Annotated in this window: 14 protein-coding genes; 13 read left to right on the forward strand and 1 reads right to left on the reverse strand. The window is 51.4% G+C overall.

Features of this window, described 5'->3' with window-relative positions:
* Positions 1-18: 18 nt before the first annotated feature.
* The 11 genes from B0I18_RS09830 to B0I18_RS09880 all read left to right on the forward strand — a co-directional run bounded on the left by B0I18_RS09830 (position 19) and on the right by B0I18_RS09880 (position 12632).
* Positions 19-1422, forward strand: a complete 1404-nt coding sequence (locus B0I18_RS09830) for an aminotransferase-like domain-containing protein (RefSeq protein WP_181358412.1) — start codon at positions 19-21, stop codon at positions 1420-1422.
* A gap of 82 nt (positions 1423-1504) precedes the next feature.
* Positions 1505-2011, forward strand: coding sequence for a dynamitin family protein (locus tag B0I18_RS09835; RefSeq protein WP_106522505.1), 507 nt, complete (start codon positions 1505-1507; stop codon positions 2009-2011).
* Between the two features lie 191 nt (positions 2012-2202).
* Positions 2203-2616, forward strand: a complete 414-nt coding sequence (locus B0I18_RS09840; RefSeq protein ID WP_106522506.1) for an EamA family transporter — start codon at positions 2203-2205, stop codon at positions 2614-2616.
* Positions 2617-2784: 168 nt separating this feature from the next.
* Positions 2785-3942, forward strand: coding sequence for a porin (locus B0I18_RS09845; RefSeq protein WP_106522507.1), 1158 nt, complete (start codon positions 2785-2787; stop codon positions 3940-3942).
* An 11-nt stretch (positions 3943-3953) separates the two neighbouring features.
* Positions 3954-5384 (forward strand): anion permease, encoded by a 1431-nt coding sequence (locus B0I18_RS09850; RefSeq protein WP_106522508.1) that lies wholly within the window; start codon positions 3954-3956, stop codon positions 5382-5384.
* 16 nt (positions 5385-5400) lie between these two features.
* Positions 5401-6060 carry a succinate dehydrogenase cytochrome b subunit gene (locus tag B0I18_RS09855; RefSeq protein WP_106522509.1) on the forward strand — a complete coding sequence of 220 codons (660 nt, stop codon included), beginning with the start codon at positions 5401-5403 and terminating at the stop codon, positions 6058-6060.
* Between the two features lie 4 nt (positions 6061-6064).
* A complete protein-coding gene (locus tag B0I18_RS09860; RefSeq protein ID WP_106522510.1) occupies positions 6065-7972 on the forward strand; it encodes a fumarate reductase/succinate dehydrogenase flavoprotein subunit in 1908 nt (635 codons plus the stop codon).
* 50 nt (positions 7973-8022) lie between these two features.
* Complete coding sequence (locus B0I18_RS09865) at positions 8023-8775, forward strand: succinate dehydrogenase/fumarate reductase iron-sulfur subunit (protein WP_106522511.1); 753 nt, start codon at positions 8023-8025, stop codon at positions 8773-8775.
* 484 nt (positions 8776-9259) lie between these two features.
* Entirely contained in the window at positions 9260-10801 is a 1542-nt protein-coding gene (locus tag B0I18_RS09870) for a DNRLRE domain-containing protein (RefSeq protein WP_106522512.1), read from the forward strand.
* Between the two features lie 146 nt (positions 10802-10947).
* The gene (locus tag B0I18_RS09875; RefSeq protein WP_106522513.1) at positions 10948-11829 is read left to right on the forward strand and encodes a helix-turn-helix domain-containing protein; all 882 of its coding nucleotides are present in this window, start codon (positions 10948-10950) and stop codon (positions 11827-11829) included.
* A 65-nt stretch (positions 11830-11894) separates the two neighbouring features.
* Entirely contained in the window at positions 11895-12632 is a 738-nt protein-coding gene (locus tag B0I18_RS09880; protein WP_106522514.1) for an SDR family oxidoreductase, read from the forward strand.
* Positions 12633-12748: 116 nt separating this feature from the next.
* Here B0I18_RS09880 and B0I18_RS09885 read toward each other — a convergent pair whose 3' ends face one another.
* Positions 12749-13318, reverse strand: coding sequence for a GNAT family N-acetyltransferase (locus B0I18_RS09885; protein WP_106522515.1), 570 nt, complete (start codon positions 13316-13318; stop codon positions 12749-12751).
* Between the two features lie 609 nt (positions 13319-13927).
* On the opposite strand from B0I18_RS09885, the gene B0I18_RS09890 reads away from it, so the two are divergent.
* Positions 13928-14779, forward strand: a complete 852-nt coding sequence (locus tag B0I18_RS09890) for a T9SS type A sorting domain-containing protein (protein WP_106522516.1) — start codon at positions 13928-13930, stop codon at positions 14777-14779.
* A 238-nt stretch (positions 14780-15017) separates the two neighbouring features.
* Positions 15018-15902 carry a helix-turn-helix domain-containing protein gene (locus B0I18_RS09900; RefSeq protein ID WP_106522518.1) on the forward strand — a complete coding sequence of 295 codons (885 nt, stop codon included), beginning with the start codon at positions 15018-15020 and terminating at the stop codon, positions 15900-15902.
* The last annotated feature ends 107 nt before the right edge of the window (positions 15903-16009 follow it).

Here is a 16009-nt window from a genome sequence, read left to right on the forward strand (position 1 = left end):
AAAAAATAACCAGTACAGATGAAACGATACAAATTCGAACTGTTTACGGCTGCTATAGAAAAGAATATCCGCGAGGGCATTTTTAAACCCGGCCACAAACTGCCCTCGGTGCGGGATCTGAAGGAACAGTATGGCACCAGTGCCAGTACGGTCCAGAACGGCTACGAGTACCTGATCATCTGCGGACTGGTGGAAAGTGTACCCAAGTCGGGTTATTATGTAAGCAACCGGATACCGGAACCGGAAAAGCAGGGCAGGGTACGGCGGGAACCCGTAGTACGCGATGCTGTTTTTAAACGGCACCTCGGTCTTACGACTTCGCAGGGATTGGGCCGTAGTTTTTCTGAGTTCAATGTCGCTGCGCCGGGCGACCTTTTAATGCCGCAAAAGTTATTGCTGCGTACCATGCAGCAGGTGATCAGGGAACAAGGCGCGGGTTTGTTGCGTTATTACCCGGCCAATGGTTCGGCTGCGCTCCGTAATAATATCGTTAAACGGGCTGCGGCTTACCAAACGGCTATCGACCCGGAAGAACTGCTTATTACCGACGGCGCGCTGCAGGCCTTATACATTGCCCTGGCTGCGGTATGCCAGACCGGCGATGTGGTAGCGGTAGAAAGCCCCTGTGTTTTTTCCGTGCTGGAGGTGATCCGGGTATTACAGCTTAAGGTGATCGAGGTGCCGGTGGACCCGCAAACGGGCTTCGATCTTAGTTTCTTTAAAAAAGCCTGCGCCCGTAACCCGGTCAGGGCGGTGGTGGTTACGCCTAATTTTCATAACCCTACCGGTATACTATTAAGTCCTGCGCAAAAGCAGGAGCTGCTGGCTATCGCCCTACAGCATCATGTAGCGCTGATCGAAAATGATATCTATGGCGATCTCAACTTTCATGGTCCGCGTCCGTCAACTATAAAAGGCCTGGACGACAGCGGCCTGGTATTGTCTTATACTTCCTATGCAAAGACCCTGGCGCCGGGTATACGATTGGGCTGGCTGGCAGCCGGTAAGTTTATGCAACGGGCAGAGCAGGTACGGTTTGCACTTGGCAGCACGGTGGCGCCTTTGTACCAGGAAATGGTAAACCGTTTGCTGACGGCCAGCAGCTACGAGCGGCATGTACGCGCCTTCCGGCTCCAGCTGGCCCGGAATGCTTACCTGGCGCTTAATCTGCTGTCGGAGCACTTCCCGGAAAAGACCCTTGCCTTAACGCCTGCGGGAGGGTATAACATCTGGGTAAAGATGCCGGGGCATACGGATATGGCACATTTCTATAACCATTGTGAAAAGGCCGGGGTAAGGTTTACACCGGGGTATACGTTTTCGTTTTCCAACGCTTTTGACCATTATTTCCGCCTGGTTTTTGCCGATAAATTTTCGCCCAAAAGGATCCGTGCCCTTAAGGCGGCAGGCAGCAAATTATAACTGTACCAGTCCTGTTTTTAGCAGCTGTACCGGTTTGCGGCCCGCGAGCCACCTAATTTTGCCGGTATAGACAGATACCTTTATGAATATTATTACAAAATTTACCGTGGCTACCGAACAGGGCATAGATACCCTGTTGTCGCTTACCCATGCACTGGCCAGGGAGCAATATGCTGCATTGCTGGACCCGGCCGACCTGGATCATTACATCTCCCGCCGTTTTAATATAAAAACACTTACCGCCGAAATCAATAGCCTGGCCAACCAATGGCTGGTGGTATATGCAGATAATAATGCTGCGGGTTATGCCCGCATTACAGGCAAGGGTGCAAGACCCGGTATACTGGAAGGTAAACGTGCCATACGGATCGCGGACTTTGGCATACTGCGCCAATACACGGATCCTGCTGTGGCTGCCGCCTTGTTTGATAAATGCCTGTCTGTTTGCCAGCCTTATGATCATACCTGGCTGCAGGAATATACCGGCAGCCCGCTGAACAGCCTGCTGGAGCGCCATGGCTTTGTACGGCAGCCGGATACCGTTGTGCCGGATGAGCTGCCGCTTGCATCGGTATGCTGGATACGCTGAGGATTGTGGTTTTATACCCCGGAGGTTATAGAGAATACGTTAACTTCGTCTAAGGCATGTTACGCTAAGTCCTGTTCAGGATTACTACAGGATCGGGTCTTAGCTTTGCCGTAACGGACAAGGGGACGATGGCTTGTTTATTGTTAATACCAACAAGTCGTCATCCAACTCTTCTTTCAAAACCAGGGAATATGTGGAAACTTTATGCAATCCTTTCGGCGGTATTCGCCGCGCTTACGGCCATACTGGCCAAAATGGGGATCAAAGGGATCAGTGGTAACCTGGCAACTGCGATCCGTACGGTGGTTATCCTGTTTGTGGCCTGGGGCATTATCGTGTTCAGCGGCGAGTTGCGCGAGCTTAAAACACTCAGCAAAAACAATCTTTTGTTCCTGGTCTTGTCGGGGCTGAGCACCGGTCTTTCCTGGATCTGTTATTTCAAGGCCCTGGAAACCGGTAATGCCTCCAAAGTGGCGCCTATCGATAAACTGAGCGTGGCCATAACCATGGGGCTTGCCTTCCTGATCCTCAAAGAGCCGCTGGATGTCAAAACCATTATAGGTGGTTTGCTCATCGTCAGCGGGTCGATCATTATTCTTTTGTAAAAAATGAGGCGTTACGAGTGTTGTTATTCCTCCTGCTTTTTGACACCGGCTTTGTAATAGCTGCGCCCGGTGGGCCCTGGCGCTTACTGTTACCTTTATTTGCATAATATATGTCATTTTGATATTTATTAAAAGATTGTATATTTATGCGGGCCAAAGCCAGAAGCTATGAGGAAACACTACCGTCTGTTCATTGCCATCCTGTTTGCAGCCGCGGGCATTGCCCGCCCCCAACTTTACGCGCAGGAAGCAACTGTTGCCGCCGATACCCCCAGGAATTTTTCTGCCTTTAAACGTTCCGTTTCTTTCAGCGGCCTGTTGCAGACGCGGTATGTAGCTTCGCTCAGCCGGAATGTCGATGTCAATGGGGTTAACTTCAACCAGGACACCAAAGATCCTGTAACCAATGCCTTTTTCGTAAAACGGGCGCGGGTTATGATCAAGGCTAATGTCAACGATCACTTCTCCGCCAACTTCATGGTTAATTTTGCCGAGTTCAGTTCCAATCCTATAAACAAGGTGCTGGAGAACGCGTATATCAAGTATACGCTCAACCGGCATTTGAATGTACAGGCGGGACAGTTCCGGCCCTTCTTCGGTATCGAGGATGCCGTGCCCGTGGACCTGATCCGGACCATGGATTATTCCAACCAGTATTATACGTTTGGCGCCAATGGCTGGCAAAGCTTCCAGATCGGCGTAACCGTATTCGGCGATATTACCGCCGATGACGAAAACCCCATGCGTTACTATGTTGGCGGTTATAACGGCAATAACCGCAACCAGGCTTCCGATAATGATGATACCAAAAATTTTTATGCCCGTCTGGAAAAGAAATTTTTGAAAAGCATTACCGTCGGGCTCAATGCGGGTACCGGCAGCAGCGCCAGCGCCACGGGCAATGCCTGGGGCGGCGATGTGTCGGCCCGTATCGATTTGTCGAAGAAGTGGAAGCTGTTGCTGATGGCAGAATATAAGTCCGGTACCAACTTTACGGCCTTCCATGCGGCCAAGGAGCCCGACCCGAGATTGGGCGATTACCGCATGCGCGGTTTTTATTTTTTCCCCATCCTGCGCTTCGAATACAAAGCGCCAAGAGTACGCGCTATCGAATTTTCGACCCGCTACGAACATTTTAATGAATCGTTTAAAAAGGCCGACAACCCGCGCCAGACCCTTATTCCCAACCTGAGCCTGATCTTTGCCGACGATTTTTTTGCCACGCTCCAGGTCGGTACGGCCATAGACCTGTATAAAACCGAAATACCGCTCACTGCCACTTATAACCATAGCCTGTTGTATGTTCAATTACAATGTCGCTTCTAAATCCCGGTACTATGAAAGAAATAAATCTAAAAGCCCTGCTGGTCACTGTAATCATTGCCGTGGTAATCTGGTTTATACCGGTACCTGAAGGACTTAAGCCCAATGCCTGGCACCTGCTGGCTATTTTTGTCGGTACCATTGCCGGTATTATTCTCAAAGCCGCATCGATGGGTACGATGGCGATGCTGGGTATAACCATGTGCGCCGTTACCCAGGTGCTGGCCCCCGGCAATCCGGTCAAATCGGTTACCGATGCGCTCAGTGGTTTTGGTAATGCCACCATCTGGCTGATCGGCCTGGCTTTCTTCATTGCCCGCGGTTTTATTAAAACAGGCCTGGGTACCCGTATGGCCTATTATTTTATCCGCCTGTTTGGTAAAGGGCCGCTGGGGCTGGCTTATGGCCTCAATACCGCCGACCTGATCCTGGCGCCGGCTATACCCAGCAATACGGCAAGGGCCGGTGGTGTTATTTTCCCGATCATGAAATCGATCGCCGTAAATATGGGATCCGTGCCGGAACAGGCAGACACGCATAAAAAGATCGGGGCCTTCCTGACCCTGAGCAGTTATAACGCCAACATGATCACCTCGGTCATGTTTCTTACGGCTACGGCCAGCAATCCCATGGCGCAGAAGTTCGCCAAAGACCTGGGCATTCATATCACCTGGACCAGCTGGGCCGTAGCGGCTTTTGTTCCCGGTATTATCTGTTTCCTGCTGCTGCCTTTATTTCTGTACCGGTTCTTTCCGCCGCAGCTGAAGAATACCAAAGAGGCGCCGGCTATGGCTGCGGCCAAACTGAAAGAGATGGGCCCGGTGAGTAAACAGGAGTGGCTGATGGTAGCCACTTTCATTATCCTGCTGGTGTTGTGGATATTTGGCAACCTGTTCTCGATAGACGCGACTACCGGTGCATTGATCGGGTTGTGTATCCTCCTGCTTACAGGCGTCCTTACCTGGGAAGATGTAAAGGCCGAAAAAGGCGCCTGGGACACGATCGTATGGTTTTCTTCCCTGGTGATGATGGGCTCCTTCCTGAATTCGCTTGGTTTTATCGGCTGGTTCGGCAACCTGGTGGGGGGCAAGCTCAGTATGCTGAGCTGGCAGTGGGCTTTCCCGCTTATCGTACTGGTCTATTCGTATTGCCATTACCTGTTTGCCAGCGCTACGGCACAGGCGGCGGCCATGTATTCCGTATTTCTTACCGTTGGTATCTCTGTCGGCGTACCGGGCACCATGCTGGCCATTTTCCTCGGTGCTGCTGCAACGCTTATGGGCGGGCTTACCCATTATGGCCACGGGCCTGCCCCTATCTTTTTCGGCAGTACTTATGTGGATATGCGTGACTGGTGGAAACACGGCTTCTTTATCAGTGTGCTCTTCCTGGCCGTATGGTTTGCGGCCGGCGGCCTCTGGTGGAAGGTGCTGGGACTTTGGTAACTTAAAACACAAGCGTATGCGATCAACTCAGATATCCAAAATCTGGATGGCGTTAACCGGCACTTTTCTTTGCCTGTTCCTGGTTATACATTTGCTGGGCAACCTGCAGCTTCTATTGCCTGCAGACCGCGCCAGGGCTTCTTTTAACTGGTATTCCCATCTGCTGTCGGGCAATGTCCTCATCAAGCTTATAGAATGGCTCCTGTTTGTGAGCATCCTGGCACATATCGTCTATGCCTTATTGCTCACCCTGCGCGCGCGTAAGGCCAGTGGCCGCGGTTATGTATATGATAAGCGAAAAGCCTCGAGTACCTGGAACAGCCGGAATATGGGCTTCCTGGGTATGATCATCCTGCTGTTCCTGGTGCTGCATCTCAAAGACTTCTGGTACCGGTACAAGTTCGGGAACCTGCCACTTGACGAGCAAGGGTATACCGATCTCTATGCCATAGTGGTCGCGGCTTACGAAGAGTTCTGGTATGTATTGCTTTACCTGGCGGGTATTGCGGCGCTGGGTTTTCATTTGTTACATGGCTTCAGCAGTGCGGCCCGTACCCTGGGTTTATACCATCCCCTGTACAGCAAAGTGGTGCGTGTAGCGGGTAAGCTGTACACCCTGGCGATTACTGCGGGCTTCATGATCATCCCTGTTTATATTTACTTCAATAAAGCCTGATCCTATGGATGCAAAAATTCCCCCGGGCCCCCTGGCAGATAAATGGAACTATTATAAAGCGCATGCGCGGCTGGTAAACCCGGCCAACCGGAAAAAAATGAAGGTGATCGTGGTAGGGACGGGTCTTGCGGGCGCCTCCTGCGCCGCATCCCTGGCCGAACAGGGTTATGCCGTCGATTGCTTTTGTTTCCAGGACTCGTCGCGCAGGGCGCATTCTGTGGCGGCGCAGGGTGGGGTAAATGCCTGCAAGAATTATAAGAATGACGGCGATAGTGTATACCGGATGTTTTACGACACGATTAAAGGCGGCGATTTCCGTTCGCGTGAGGCCAATGTATACCGGCTCGCAGAATGTTCGGCCGCATTGATCGACCAGGCTGTAGCACAGGGCGTGCCATTTGCCCGTGAATACAGCGGTTACCTGGATAACCGTTCTTTCGGCGGTGTGCAGGTATCCCGTACCTTTTACGCAAGAGGACAAACCGGGCAACAATTGCTGCTGGGCGCTTACCAGGCCCTGATGCGGCAGGTACATACCGGTAAAGTGGCGCTGCATACCCGCCACGAGATGCTAGACCTCGTGGTCGTGGAAGGAAAGGCCAAAGGCATTATTGTTAGAGACCTGGAAACCGGTAAGCTGGAGCGTTATGCTGCAGATGCCGTAGTGCTGGCCAGTGGCGGATATGGTAAGATCTATTACCTGTCTACGCTTGCGATGGGCTGCAATGCATCCGCAATATGGCGGGCTCATAAAAAAGGCGCCTATATGGCCGGCGTAAGCTGGGTGCAGGTGCATCCGACCTCGCTGCCGCAATCGGGGCAGCACCAGTCTAAGCTGACCCTCATGTCTGAATCGCTGCGTAATGACGGGAGGATATGGGTGCCATTGAAGGCCGGAGATACGCGTCATCCCAACGATATCCCCGAGCCGGAAAGGGATTACTACCTCGAACGGCGATATCCTTCCTTCGGTAACCTGGCGCCCAGGGATATTTCTTCCAGGGCCGCAAAAGAACGGATAGATGCAGGACATGGCGTAGGCGCTATGAAAAACGCAGTCTACCTCGATTTTTCCAAAGCGATCGGTGAACAGGGTAAAGACAAGATCGCCGAAAAATACGGCAACCTGTTTACTATGTACCAGAAGATAACCGGCATCAATGCCTATGCACAACCTATGCTGATATCGCCTGCCGCGCATTTTACCATGGGCGGGCTCTGGGTCGATTATACGCTGATGAGCACCATAGCCGGTTTGTTTGTGTTGGGCGAGGCCAATTTTTCGGATCATGGCGCTAACCGCTTAGGCGCCAACTCCCTGTTGCAAGCCTGTGTGGACGGTTATTTCGTGGCGCCCTATACGATTCCCGACTACCTGGCCGGCGAACTGAAGGCCGAAAAGGTAACGACCGCTCATCCTGCTTTTGACCTGGCCGAAGCACTGGCGCAAACAAAGATCGACGAGTTACTGTCTATACAGGGCGATCTGCCTGCCGACTATTTTCACAAGAACCTGGGGCGCTTGCTCTACGATACCTGTGGCCTTTCCCGTTCTAAAGAAGGCCTGGAGCGGGCCATACGCGAGATTGGGGAATTGCGGCAGGAGTTTTACCGCCGCCTGAAAGTTACGGGCGATGATAAAGTGAATACCGAACTGGAAAAAGCCGGTCGTGTAGCCGATTATCTCGAACTCGGCGCACTGATGTGCCGGGATGCCCTGGCGCGGGAAGAGTCCTGCGGGGCGCATTTCCGTGAAGAGTACCAGACTGAGGATGGCGAAGCGATGCGTAACGACCGGGACTTTTGTTATGTATCGGCCTGGGAATGGCAGGGGGCAGACCAGCCTCATGTCTTACATCCCGAACCGCTCGTTTTTGAACAGGTAGCGCTGAGCACCAGGAGTTATAAGTAGACTGTTCTGCGGGACAGGATACAGCGATCATCTCTTAAAAAAACAAGGTTATGAAAATACATCTGAAAATATGGAGACAGGATGAACGGGACGGTCCCGGCGGCATGGTCAGTTATACGTTGGATGATGTGACAGAAGATATGTCTTTCCTGGAGATGCTCGATGCCTTAAACGGTGTGCTGATCGGCAAAGGCGAACGGGTTATCGAGTTTGATCATGATTGCCGGGAGGGCATTTGCGGGCAATGCGGGTTGATGATCAATGGCAGGGCGCATGGCCCCTTACCGCATGTAACCACCTGCCAGCTGCATATGCGTTCCTTCCGCGATGGCGATACCATTTATATAGAACCCTTCAGGGCCGCGGCTTTCCCGGTGCTGCGCGATCTTAAAATAGACCGGTCGGCATTCGACCGGATCATCCAGTCCGGCGGGTATATTGCCGCGGGCACCGGTTCGGCGCCGGAAGCAAACAGTATCCTGGTTGCGCATGATACTGCCGAGGCGGCTTTTGATGCCGCGGCCTGTATCGGTTGCGGCGCCTGTGTAGCTACCTGTAAAAATTCGAGCGCTGCCTTGTTTGTGTCGGCGAAAACCGTGCACCTGTCCTTATTGCCACAAGGCAAGCTGGAAGCGCCTCAGCGGGTAAACGCTATGATCGCACAAATGAACGCCGAACAATTCGGTCCTTGTTCCAATACCGAGGCCTGCGAAGTAGAATGCCCCCAACAGATATCAGTGCTGCATATAGCACGTATGAACTGGGCATTTAATAAATCGAGACTGCTGGGCCGGAAGGGCTAGTCTGCAAGCCGCATAGCCGGCCTGAATCCTTTGTCTATACAATAGTGTGCGTTACCGCAGGTATGAAGCTTGCAGGTGACTATCGTTATGGCCGTTTACGCAGCTATGCGCCAATCGGCACACTTATGAATTTTTAAGATAAGAACCGGGCGGACCTTCTGCTTTTTTCCCCGGAGCAGCTTACTATTGTACCCGGTTCATCGGGCGTTTTAGCAGCGCTTATTTCCACCGATACGGAATTAACCTGTTTAAGATCCCGGTACCAGCCGGTACATTCAAAAATTACCCTCGAAATCAATTAAGAAAGGATAGGCATGACCGGGATGGTAATATACCGGACCGGCTCCCGTTGCATGCTTGCTTATGCAGCGAAAACGGGTGCACATGCGTATCCACACATCCGCCAGTTCGCTTCCGGCTGCCTGGCATGACGAGAAATCCGGATCTGCTTACAATTTGTTTTCATCATTAAAACGCCTCTTTTATGAAAAAGACAATGACAAGTCTCGCGGTATGCCTGCTCGCTTTTGCGGCGACGGCGCAAACCACGGTATCCTTTAAGCCCAATGCAGCCGCCGGCCAGGATACCCACGTATGGAAACTGGATAATGGTTCGGTGCCTACCGGGCTTCCCGGCACACCCGCTACGCTCAATTTCGGTACCAGTACCGAATTGGACGCCATGCGCTGGACCTGGGATGGTAACCCGGGAACCATAAGAGGTTTGATCCGGTTTGCGGGTCTTAGTACGCTACCGGCCGGTGCGCAGATCATTAGTGCCACATTGGTACTGCGTACCCCAAGCACGACCGGATCCTGGGGCAATAGCTACTTTACCGGCAGTCCCTATCCCTTGTCCAATCTCGGTTGGGTAAAACGGGTGCAGCCCGGCGCCGCTAATAATTGGACTGAATCGGGTGTTACCTGGAACCTGCAACCGGCCACGGATCCTGTTACCGCCAACTGGGTGACCCTGCCGCTGACGACTTCCCGCTGGAGTTATACCGCTTCGATGAACGTGACGAATATGGTACAGCAGATCGTAACCGGCCTGGCCAGCGATCCCTATGCCAATAACGGTTTCCAGATCTCCATGCAGGATGAATCGACGTACTACCGAGGGCAGATTTTTGCTTCCAGCGATCATGCTGATGCCGCGTCCTGGCCCGAGCTTATCGTGACTTACGATGTATGCAAAGCCGGTTTCCGCTTCTGCTCCAGCACGGCTAATCCTTATATGTATACTTTAAGGGCAAATTACCCGCAAAGTGCCTATAACTGGACGGTAAACGGAGTACCTGCAGGCAATACGCCTTCGGTAAATGTAAATATTGCTGCAACCAGCACGGTTTGCCTGAATGCCGTAAACGCTACCGGTACGGCGTCCTGTACGAAATGCCTGACTATATGCCCGGGCGATAATCCCACCGGGCTTACACCTTGTCCCGGCGACTTTGCCTACTGTTCCAATACCGACAACCCTTATGCTTATACTTTTAACGCCATGCCCGGGCAACAGTCATACGACTGGAACTTTAACGGTGTTTATCTCGGCAATACCGCAAGTATTAGTTATACCTTTCCCATCACCAGCGGTTATTACCCGCAATTCTGCCTGAAGGGTATGAACAACAACCTGGAATGTACACGCTGCATCGTCTTTTGTATACCCAATAACCCGTATCCCAAACCCGGGCGCGGAGAGGAACCGGGAAGCGATGACGGCGTGGCAGGTACCGGTACGGTACTCCGAGGCGACGACCCGGGTTTAATCAACCATGTCACGATAACGCCAAATCCTACCAGCACCGGTTGGAAGATAGGTCTCAATGCCCCGGCCAAAGGCAGTGTTGCGTTCCGGGTGTACGACATTACCGGAAGGGTGATGGACCAGATGCAAAAGACGGTGGAGCCCGGTAGTAATACCCTTTACCAGGATGCCAGTGCTTATCCTGCCGGTATTTACTACCTGGAAATAAAAGGGCCGGGTATCCAGGTCAAAGAAAAAATGGTAAAGGTGCACTAAGCGTCCTTGCTTGTACGATTGAAGGCCATCTCCCCGGAGATGGCCTTTTTTGGCGGTGCCTATAGCTGTATTGCAACTGGCTATGGCATAGACCCTGCCGGGGTTTATTTATTATGGTAATTTTGCAAAAAAAACAGGAGGTGCTCATGGAAGAAACAACGGGGTTGCTGGAAAAAATAAGACATCATGACCAGGTTGCGATTGCGCTGAACGAGAATTGTGCCATACCGCTTCCCGACGATGTTATGCGGATCCTGCGCCAGCCGCACCGGCTTTCGTTTTACTATTTCCAATACCTGGAAAAGGGTAATGCTACTTTTAAAACTGACCTCGAAGACTTTACCATTCATGACGGCGAACTGGCCTTTGGCCTGCCCAACCAGGTATTTACCAAATTGCCTTACGATAAGGACATGCAGCAATATGCACTCTCCTTCGATGACAACACACTGCGGCTCTTGCCTGGCACGTATGCCTTCCTGCTCAACCCCTTCGGCGCACACACGATATCTTTTGACGAGGCTGCACGGCAGCGGGTTAAAAACCTCTTTGCAGGCCTGTTTCAACTCCTGCACAGCAAAGGCAAGCAGAAAAAATCAGAAGTGATCCTGGCACACTTACATACCTTGCTTACCGAATTCAATACCGCTTATTTTGAACAGTACCATAGCCATGAACCGCAGGTAAATCCAAGGCTGTCGAAATATATTGCCTTTAAACTGGCGGTAGAAGAGGAACTTGCCGAACAGCACGATGTACAAAGCATCGCCGGCAAACTGGCCCTTACATCGGGCACACTCTATGGCATCGTTAAAGAATATGCCGGTGTATCGCCCAAGGAGTGGATCACTAACCGCCTTATGCTGGAGGCGCAGCGTAAACTGCAATACGGCAACATGTCGGTAAAGGAACTGGCCTACGACCTGGGTTTCAGCGATCCCGGGTATTTTTCCCGTCTCTTCAAAAAGAACACGGGTAAGAGTGTAAGCCGTTATTTATCCGATCTCAGGGATTTGTCCCGTAATTAAGAGGATTTGTCCCTGCCGCGGCGTAAGCGGCCTGTTACCTTCGCGGGGTCAAATCAATAAAACAAATGAAGACAGCATTAATTACCGGGGCCAATAAAGGGATTGGCTTCGAGACGGCGAAAATACTCGCCCGGCAGGGTTTCTTTGTCTATTTAGGTTGCCGCAACGCGGAAAACGGCCAGGATGCAGTTGCAAGGCTGCAAGCCGAAGACATCGGTTCGGTGGCGGCTATCCCGCTGGATGTTACCGACCAGGCATCGGTCGATGCGGCCCGGCGCATGATCGCTGAAAAAAGCGGGGTGCTGGATGTGCTGATCAATAATGCCGGTATCGCCGGTGTGTTTGAGCAGGATGCATTAACGACCGGGGCTGATGAATACAGCAAGGTGTATGATACCAATGTATTGGGCGTGGTAAGGGTTACACAAGCCTTTATGGACCTGCTCCGTAAAGCGCCGCAACCCCGTATCGTCAATGTGAGCACGGCTATGGCCTCGCTTACCCTGGCGGGCGATATCCATAACGAACAATATCCCCGGAGGTTCGTGGTCTACCAGTCGTCCAAAGCCGCTTTGAATATGTATACCCTGAACCTTGCTTACGAGCTGCGCGGCACGCCTTTTAAGGTCAATGCCGTTTGCCCGGGTTATACGCAAACCGACTTTACCGGTCACCAGGGTACCAGTACCCCGGAGGAGGCCGGGCAACGTATTGCCAAATATGCCCTGATCGCAGAGGATGGGCCAACGGCAAAGTTTATCAGCGAGGAGTATTTTCCCGAACCGGCGGCTTGTCCCTGGTAAGGCTCCCGTATCAAGCCGTTCCGGATGGGACGGCTTGATACTTCTGCTTCAAATGTAGTGCTGTAGCGGTTTCCGGAAAACGTGGGGCGGGGCTTGCTCCTGTTCTTTCAACAAGATCAGGGGAGGCTTATAAACATATGGTAATAGCGGCCGCCGGCAAAATTTATTGCTGCTCCAAGCCGGAACCCCATGCGTTCGTATAGTTTTTGTGCACCGGGGTTTTCGAGATCGACCAACAGGCCTGCCTGTTTAAACCCCTTTTCCTGCGCATAGTTGATGGCATGTTGCAGCAGCAGGCTGCCCGCTCCTTTACCCCTTGCTGCGGGCGTTACGGCAATTGCATCCAGGTAAAATTCTTTCCCTTCGGTTTCGGGTTCCGGCACGAGGTTGTTCCCGTATTGTTGCCGCATCAGGTCCAATACCGGTTGCCGCAGTGCTGTAAACCGGTCGCCATCGTAGCCGGTCATTGCGCCGGCAATATTTCCTGTTTCATCGACAGCCACAAAGGTGTTTTCATAACTATAGAGGTTGCCTGTTTCTTTGAAAAGCTGTGCCAGGAAAGCGATTGCTTCCTCCTCGTCTTCTTTCCCGATAAATTTAAAGATAACGTCTTCCATTGCTGCGAGCAGGATCGCGGGTACTATTGGATGATCTGCTACCGCTGCGGCTCTTATGGTCAAATGCATATTCCTAGCCCTTTGTGGATTAAAAACACAAACCTAACGTTTTTCCGCTACAGGTATCGACGTCCTGTAGCGCATATACTGCCCCGGTCTTCCTCCGGCAATGGCGGCAGCACCACCATATTACAAAATGCACCTAGAAACCGCGTAGGTGTTAACGGCTGCATGACAAAGCGCTGGTAATTTTGCACCCAGGTTTACAGCAAGGTTATGGATTAAAAAATGGCCGCAGGACGTAGCGGCAGGCGTTGGTATTCAAGGTTGGAAAGCAGGATTGTATTATACATAATATAATTGGGTATAAGCTTCGTTAATCGCCACATACAACAGGTGTGGTTCCGTTACCCGTTTCCTCCGGGTATTTCCCGCCAAAAAATGATACCCGTTCCATACGTACAGGATGATCTGTAAGCACAGGCCTGATATGACCAGGCAGGGCCATCAATGAATTGCCGGCAGCATTGCAGTAGCTGCCGGTAGAGGTGTTTTTTGTGATTTAATTATTTGATTTACAATAAATAATAAAATAAAAAATTAATTAAATTCTATAAAATTTACCAACCTGCTTTAACACTGCCCGGTCTTATAAGGTATAACAAAAACGAAGATTAAATGCGAAACAAAATGACCAGGATCCCGACTTTAGCCCTGCTACTTACCGCCGCTTCCGTAACACCCGTATCGGCCCAGATTACCAATCCCGCGCCTTATTGTGCAGCCGGTTACGACGAGGGCGCTATGCCCGTCGCGCACTATATATCCAATGTGAAAATCGGTACGCTGAACAATAGTTCGGGCACAACACAATATGCCGCGCCGCATTATGTGTTCTACAACAATGTACAGGCGCCCGCTTTAGTTAAAGGCAATACCTACCCGCTTAGTATTACCCACGATAATGCTGTTTCCACGCATTTCGTGGCAGTGTATATCGACTTTAATAAGAACAATAGTTTTGCCGATGCAGGCGAACTGGTACTGCAGCAATATACGCAGGGTATTACCTCGCCTGCAACGGCAAATGTTATCGTTCCGGCAACGGCTGTAGCGGGTGTTACCCGTATGCGGGTCATGGTGTTTGAAGATGACCGGTACACTTACGGAAACACGGTTCATACAAGCCCTACGCCCTGTACCGATGATGCAGGCGGTAAATTTGACTGGGGAGAAACGGAAGATTACAATGTCAACATTACAGCAGGCGGTGGTACGGGCATCGAAGACCTGGGCAGCCAGGCCGCCTTGGTCTGTTTTCCTTTTCCCGCCAAAGACCGTGTATACTTTAATGCGGCCTGTTATGGCGCCGATGTTTCCCTGTTCGATATCAGCGGCCGGCGTGTGACGCAATACAAAAACCTTACTGCTGCGGGCATTGACATTAGCCCTGTCGTAAACGGGCTGTACTTTTTGTGGATTGAACAAGCCGGTAAAGTGCTCACGCGTAAAATACAGGTATTGCATTAACCTGCCCATGGGCTTTCAATATCCTCACTATGCAACAAAAATAAAATGTATGCGCTTGCGTACATTTTATTTTTTAAGGTAATCGTGCCGCCCGCGATATAGCTTTGGCCAAAGCCTGGTGTGGCCCGGATAGTGTGCCGGTCTGTTATCCGGCAAAATGCGGAAAAATGTGCAAATTTGTTCCCGGTTGCCTGGTCCGGCAGGGCTTGTTTTTTTATTGACGCTATAGTTCCCAAAAATGGTCCAGTTTCTCAGCATAAAATCTATACAGGAGCGGATCCGGATGGATGAAGATCTCCGGGTGTACGATATCGCTATCGTAGAGGACGTTCATAAAATAGAAGACGGTTATACGGATTTTGAGCACCAGTTCGACGGCCTCATCTTATCCTTTTGTATCGCGGGTAGTATGGGGCTTAAGATCAACTTCAATAACTATGAGATCAGCTCCGGCGCTATGGTCGTGGTATTGCCGCAGCTGATAATAGACCCGGTTCATGTTTCCGAAGACCTGCGCCTGGTGTCTTTAGTCATGTCCCTGGACTTTATCAGCAGCTTCCCGGTGTTGCGTGATTTTATCACCAACGACGAACTCCGCAGGCGGCCGGTAATCAACGCGGAAGAGCAGCAGCACGGATTGTTTGAAGCCCTGGTATCGCTGTTGCAAAAGCATTACCGGGACAGGATGAAGGAGACCGGCAATAAAAAGAAGGTATTGCAGTACCTGGTCTTTGCACTGATCAGCGCTATTGCCGATACCTATGCTATACTGCCGCGACAACCTGTAGCGGAGGGCAGCCGGAAGAGCGAGGTGATCGATGCCTTTTATTCGCTGATCTCCCAGCATGCCCACCGCGAACGGACGGTTGCTTATTATGCCCGTCAACTGAATTTGTCGCAGCAATACCTGACCAGTCTCGTCAAAGAGCAAACCGGGAAACCTGTTTCGTTATGGATCGAGCATGTCGTTATTATGCATGCGAAATCGTTGCTTAAATCCACTACTTTGTCCGTAAAGGAGATCTGCCAGGAATTGAATTTCGCAGACGTTTCGCTGTTCTGCCGCTACTTCAAACGTTGTACGCAGCTAACGCCCGGGGCTTTCCGTAACAAGGCCCGGTAAGCCCGGTAAATGCGGTTTTTGTAATCTGGAAATTCTTATATCTTCGGGTGGCTTTACCTGCCGGTTGCATAGCACGAAATGCCGTCCGGACCGGGCGTAAGTATAAA

It is taken from the genome of Taibaiella chishuiensis, assembly GCF_003014535.1.
Classification (GTDB): domain Bacteria; phylum Bacteroidota; class Bacteroidia; order Chitinophagales; family Chitinophagaceae; genus Taibaiella; species Taibaiella chishuiensis.

Excerpts from the sequence above, each read along its gene's own strand:
- B0I18_RS09830 (WP_181358412.1), top strand. The coding sequence starts at position 19 with ATGAAACGATACAAATTCGAACTGTTTACGGCTGCTATAGAAAAGAAT.
- B0I18_RS09835 (WP_106522505.1), top strand. The coding sequence starts at position 1,505 with ATGAATATTATTACAAAATTTACCGTGGCTACCGAACAGGGCATAGAT.
- B0I18_RS09840 (WP_106522506.1), top strand. The coding sequence starts at position 2,203 with ATGTGGAAACTTTATGCAATCCTTTCGGCGGTATTCGCCGCGCTTACG.
- B0I18_RS09845 (WP_106522507.1), top strand. The coding sequence starts at position 2,785 with ATGAGGAAACACTACCGTCTGTTCATTGCCATCCTGTTTGCAGCCGCG.
- B0I18_RS09850 (WP_106522508.1), top strand. The coding sequence starts at position 3,954 with ATGAAAGAAATAAATCTAAAAGCCCTGCTGGTCACTGTAATCATTGCC.
- B0I18_RS09855 (WP_106522509.1), top strand. The coding sequence starts at position 5,401 with ATGCGATCAACTCAGATATCCAAAATCTGGATGGCGTTAACCGGCACT.
- B0I18_RS09860 (WP_106522510.1), top strand. The coding sequence starts at position 6,065 with ATGGATGCAAAAATTCCCCCGGGCCCCCTGGCAGATAAATGGAACTAT.
- B0I18_RS09865 (WP_106522511.1), top strand. The coding sequence starts at position 8,023 with ATGAAAATACATCTGAAAATATGGAGACAGGATGAACGGGACGGTCCC.
- B0I18_RS09870 (WP_106522512.1), top strand. The coding sequence starts at position 9,260 with ATGAAAAAGACAATGACAAGTCTCGCGGTATGCCTGCTCGCTTTTGCG.
- B0I18_RS09875 (WP_106522513.1), top strand. The coding sequence starts at position 10,948 with ATGGAAGAAACAACGGGGTTGCTGGAAAAAATAAGACATCATGACCAG.
- B0I18_RS09880 (WP_106522514.1), top strand. The coding sequence starts at position 11,895 with ATGAAGACAGCATTAATTACCGGGGCCAATAAAGGGATTGGCTTCGAG.
- B0I18_RS09885 (WP_106522515.1), bottom strand. The coding sequence starts at position 13,318 with ATGCATTTGACCATAAGAGCCGCAGCGGTAGCAGATCATCCAATAGTA.
- B0I18_RS09890 (WP_106522516.1), top strand. The coding sequence starts at position 13,928 with ATGCGAAACAAAATGACCAGGATCCCGACTTTAGCCCTGCTACTTACC.
- B0I18_RS09900 (WP_106522518.1), top strand. The coding sequence starts at position 15,018 with ATGGTCCAGTTTCTCAGCATAAAATCTATACAGGAGCGGATCCGGATG.